The organism is Roseburia sp. AF42-8, assembly GCF_003435965.1.
GTDB lineage: Bacteria > Bacillota > Clostridia > Lachnospirales > Lachnospiraceae > Roseburia_C > Roseburia_C amylophila.
Map to the genome: position 1 here is coordinate 1 of NZ_QTVB01000130.1, position 984 is coordinate 984.

Here is a 984-nt window from a genome sequence, read left to right on the forward strand (position 1 = left end):
AAATAGATGGATACAAGATATTATATGGTTATTATAAAGGGTGAGATAAAGACATCTGAAGTAATCTCATGTGTATATGATAGAATGATTCGGAAATGGGATGTGAAATTTAACAATGGAAGGGTTTATTCGTATGCATATGAAAATGTAGAGAAAATAACTAATCCAACAGTATTAAATACTAATATGTATCGAATTGGCAGAGCAGGGCGGCTGTTTTTTGATATTGAGGCTATTTATGTGTTTGAAACTAAGAATAAATCTTATTGGCATATTTGCTTTAAAGATGGAAGTGAAAGAGACTATTGTAAAACTGATTTACAGATTATTGAGTCGTGTCTTAATCAAGAGCAGACTGCAAATGTATTTGCGTACATAAAGCAAATTGCAGGTTTACTTAACTTTGGGAATAATGAAATAAATACAAGTCTATTAAAGAGCGGTTTTGAGAGGATATCTTTTGTAGGAAATAATGTTGCTTTAGCAAAATATTTGAAGCCAGCTTCTCTGAAAACAAAAAATTTAAACCGGAATTATACTCCTATTTTTCCTTTTGGCTGTAATAATAGTCAATATATGGCTGTAAAAAATGCTATGGAAAATCAGATTAGTGTTATTCAAGGACCACCTGGAACAGGAAAAACACAAACGATATTAAATATTATTGCGAATATATTAATGCAAGGGAAAACCGTACAAATAGTTTCATATAATAATTCAGCAACTGAAAATGTATATGAGAAGTTAGCTTCACCTAAATACAATTTGGGGTTTGTTGCTGCAAGATTAGGAAATAGTAGTAACAAAACAATATTTATTGAAAAACAGGATATTAAATTATCCTGATTTTGCATCGTGGAAAATAAAAGAGGGTAGTAGTAACAAAACAATATTTATTGAAAAACAGGATATTAAATTATCCTGATTTTGCATCGTGGAAAATAAAAGAGGGTACAGAGATATTAAAAAAAGAAGTAGAAGATG

The 984-nt window shown here is 29.9% G+C and carries 1 protein-coding gene; it reads left to right on the forward strand.

Going from position 1 to position 984, the window contains the following annotated elements; all coding sequences use genetic code 11:
* Nucleotides 1–102 precede the first annotated feature (102 nt).
* The gene (locus DW059_RS15640) at nucleotides 103–846 is read left to right on the forward strand and encodes an AAA domain-containing protein (RefSeq protein ID WP_242986339.1); all 744 of its coding nucleotides are present in this window, start codon (nucleotides 103–105) and stop codon (nucleotides 844–846) included.
* Nucleotides 847–984 lie beyond the last annotated feature (138 nt).